Annotated in this window: 3 protein-coding genes and 1 pseudogene; 1 reads left to right on the forward strand and 3 read right to left on the reverse strand. The window is 68.0% G+C overall.

The genetic code is table 11. The features are described from left to right. From ACRDUX_RS28505 to ACRDUX_RS28515, 3 genes and pseudogenes are all read right to left on the reverse strand, one after another. Nucleotides 1-157, reverse strand: a pseudogene (locus tag ACRDUX_RS28505) (MFS transporter); the annotation flags it as partial. 46 nt (nt 158-203) lie between these two features. Further along, complete coding sequence (locus ACRDUX_RS28510; RefSeq protein ID WP_526418811.1) at nt 204-1,061, reverse strand: shikimate dehydrogenase family protein; 858 nt, start codon at nt 1,059-1,061, stop codon at nt 204-206. Nucleotides 1,062-1,158: 97 nt separating this feature from the next. Next, nucleotides 1,159-1,803, reverse strand: a complete 645-nt coding sequence (locus tag ACRDUX_RS28515) for a TetR/AcrR family transcriptional regulator (RefSeq protein WP_526418813.1) — start codon at nt 1,801-1,803, stop codon at nt 1,159-1,161. A gap of 96 nt (nt 1,804-1,899) precedes the next feature. Between ACRDUX_RS28515 and ACRDUX_RS28520 the strand changes: the two genes are divergently transcribed. Further along, nucleotides 1,900-3,408: sugar phosphate isomerase/epimerase and 4-hydroxyphenylpyruvate domain-containing protein (locus ACRDUX_RS28520; RefSeq protein WP_526418815.1), on the forward strand; the 1,509-nt coding region annotated here is incomplete at its 3' end.

Raw genomic sequence — 3,408 nt, forward strand, 5'->3', positions numbered from 1 at the left:
CCCTTGGGAAGATGAGTGCCGCGGCCTGCCCGAACAGGAAGAAGTCGTAGTACTCGACCGCGCTCCCCATGAAACTGGCCAGCGCGGCCCGCTTCGGAGTGCGCGCGGGACCCGCCGGGGGCGCACCCCCTGGCGGATTCTGGTGGGTTGCGGTCATCGGGGTCCTCCTAGTTTCCTGCGGACGTTGAGATGGTGGGCGGGATTCACCCGACGAGGCTTCGGAAGTGCCGCGACATCCTGGCGGCGTCCGGCACGACGCCGGTGATCAGTTGGAAGGCCGTGGTGGCCTGATGCACGGCCATGTGCCCGCCGTCGAGCGTGCGGCAGCCGACGCGTCGGGCCGCGGTCAGCAGGGCGGTGTCCAGCGGTCGGTAGACGATGTCGGCGACCCACAGCGCCGGGTGCAGAAGGCCCTCGTCGAACGGCATTCCCGGATGCTCGGCCATACCCGTTGGCGTGCAATGCACGACGCCGTCGGCATGGGGAAGCAGGACGGCCAGCTTGTCGAAGGACGAGGTGTCAACCCTGGCTTCCGGATGGCGGACCGCCAGCTCTCCGGCGAGCGCGGTGGCGCGATCGACGTCCAGGTCGACGACGGTGAGGTGGTCGGCGCCCAGTTCGAGCAGGGCATGGCCGACCGCCGCCCCCGCGCCGCCTGCACCGAGCAGCACCACGTTGCCGGTCGCTGCGCCGGGCAGTCCTTCGGCGAATCCGGTCGCGAAGCCGGGTGCGTCGGTGTTGTAGCCGACCGTCCGCGCTCCGTCGAAGACGACGGTGTTGACCGCGCCGAGGGCGGCGGCAGCGTCGTCGACCGTGTCGAGGTGGGGGATGACGAGGCGCTTGCAGGGGTGAGTGACGTTCAGCGCGTTGAAACCGAGGGCGCGAGCCCAGGTGAGGACCTCACCGATCCGCTCGGGCGCGACGCCGATGTCGTGGAGGTCGATGGGGCGGTAGACGTAGTCCAGACCGTGCGCCCGGCCCTCGGCCATGTGCAGCGCCGGGGTGAGGGATGGCCCCACGCCGGTGCCGACGAGGCCGACGAGGAATGGGTTGATCGTCACGGTGCTTCGCTCCCTTAATGTACGAACTAGTACGTTCAAGAAGTAGAGCAGTGTGGTGCGCGTCTCGTCAACCCCCAATTGGTGAGCGGGGTCTCGATCAGCCGGTGGTGAGCCAGCCGACGACGACGTCCCCGATCATCCGGCGCAGGTGTGCGCGTTGCGAGAGCTCGGTGAAGTCGACCCCGAACAGGAAGCCGAAGGTGTGCCGGTTTGCGACCTGGAAGACGCAGTAGGAGCTGATGACGATGTGAACGTCGAGTGCGTCGACGTCGCGCCGGAAGGCGCCCTGTTCACGACCGCGCTCGAGGATCTCGTCCAGCAGCGAGGTAGCAGGCCGCGAGAGCGCGCGCAGTGAGTCGAGCCGGCCGATGTACTCGCCGCGGTGGATGTTCTCGATGGATACCAGCCTGATGAAGGCCTGGTGGTCGAGGTGGTGATCGAAGGTCAGCTCGGCCAGCCTGCGCATCGCCACGACGGGGTCCACGTGGTCGACCTGCAGTTTCTGCTCGGCCTCGCGAATGCCGCGGTAGGCGTTCTCGAGGACGGCCAGGTACAGCTGCTCCTTGCCGCCGAAGTAGTAGTAGATCATCCGCTTCGTCGTGCGGGTGCGCTGCGCGATCTCATCGACGCGGGCACCCGAGTAGCCGGATTCGGCGAAGACCTCCGTGGCGATGGACAGCACCTCGGCGCGAGTGCGCTCGGCATCGCGCTGCAGTTCCCGTCTTGGCTCGGGGGCGGTCACGATCGGCAGCTTACTGGCTGGCGCCGGGGCAATGACATAACGCTCTTCCCAATGTATTAACCGTTTAGTACATTGATATGTGATTGGAGGCACACCATGAGGACGTCCATAGCGACCGTCTCGATCAGCGGATCCCTCGTCGAGAAGCTGCATGCCTGCGCTTCCGCGGGGTTCGACGGTGTCGAGATCTTCGAACCCGACCTGATCGCCAGCGACCACAGTCCAGAGGAAATCCGCGGCCTCGCCGAGCGCCTCGGGCTGTCGCTGGACCTCTACCAGCCTCTCCGCGATATCGAAGGGGTGGACGAGGCCACCTTCACCGAGAACCTACGACGGGCCGCGGCGACGTTCGCGACGGCCCGCAGACTCGGCATCCACACGGTGCTCGTCTGCAGCAACGTCGCGACCGCGACCGTCGACTCCGACGAACACTCGGCCGGCCAGCTCCGCAGACTCGGCGACGTGGCAAGCGAGTATGGCGTCAGGGTCGCGTTCGAAGCGTTGGCCTGGGGTCGCTTCGTCGACGACTACCGGCGAGCCTGGCGCATCGTCGAATTGGCCGATCATCCCGCGGTGGGCGTGTGCCTCGACAGCTTCCACGTGCTGTCCCGCGGGCACGACCCGGCGGCCATCGAGAACATTGCCGGCAAGAAGATCTTCTACCTGCAGCTCGCCGACGCGCCCGCGCTGTCCATGGACGTGCTGTCGTGGAGCCGCCACCACCGACTGTTTCCCGGCGAGGGCGACTTCGACCTGGCGACCTTCGTCTGGCACGTGCTGAAGACGGGCTTCGACGGGCCGTTGTCGCTCGAGGTCTTCAACGACACCTTCCGGCAGACCGACCCGGACCGCACCGCGGTGCACGCGCTGCGGTCACTCGTCTGGCTGCAGGACAAGGTGGCAGCGCTTCCCGGGGCGGGTCGCTCCGCAGCGCTGACACCGGTGGCCGACGCCAAACCGCCGGTGGGCTTCGACTTCGTCGAGCTGAAGGCGGAGGACACCAGCGACGTCGAGGTGCTTCTCGACCAACTCGGCTTCACCCCACGTGGCCGCCATCGGACCAAGCCCGTATCCCTCTGGGCGGCAGGCGATGTCCGTATCGTCCTCAACGAGCATCAAGCCCGCGACCTCGAGCCCCGCGTCGCCGCCGTGGGTCTGCTGGTGCCCGACGGAGGGGCCACCACGCGACGCGCCACCGACCTGATGGCTCCCGCGGCCTACCGCAGGACCTACGCCGCCGAACAACCGCTCGGTGGCGCGATCGCACCGGACGGCACCGAGTTCTTCTGGGTCACGGCGCCACCGGCGGGCACGCCTCCCGCGTGGGTCGACGAGTTCGAGAACGGCCTCCCGCCCGCGTCCGGACCGCTCGTGCGCAGCATCGACCACGTCAACCTCGCCGTCCCCTGGCAGAGGGCGGACGAGACCGTGCTCTTCCTGACCAGCGTCTTCGGTCTCGACGCCGACGCGCCCATCGAGGTCGCCGGGCCAAGCGGCCTGGTCCGTAGCCAGGTCATGCGCACCGACGGTGGCGCGGTCCGCATGCCGCTCAACGTCGCACCGCAGGTGCTCGAGGAAGCCGCCATGCCGCAGCACGTCGCCTTC

The sequence above is a fragment of the Mycobacterium sp. genome (assembly GCF_050701675.1).
Taxonomy (GTDB): Bacteria; Actinomycetota; Actinomycetes; order Mycobacteriales; family Mycobacteriaceae; genus Mycobacterium.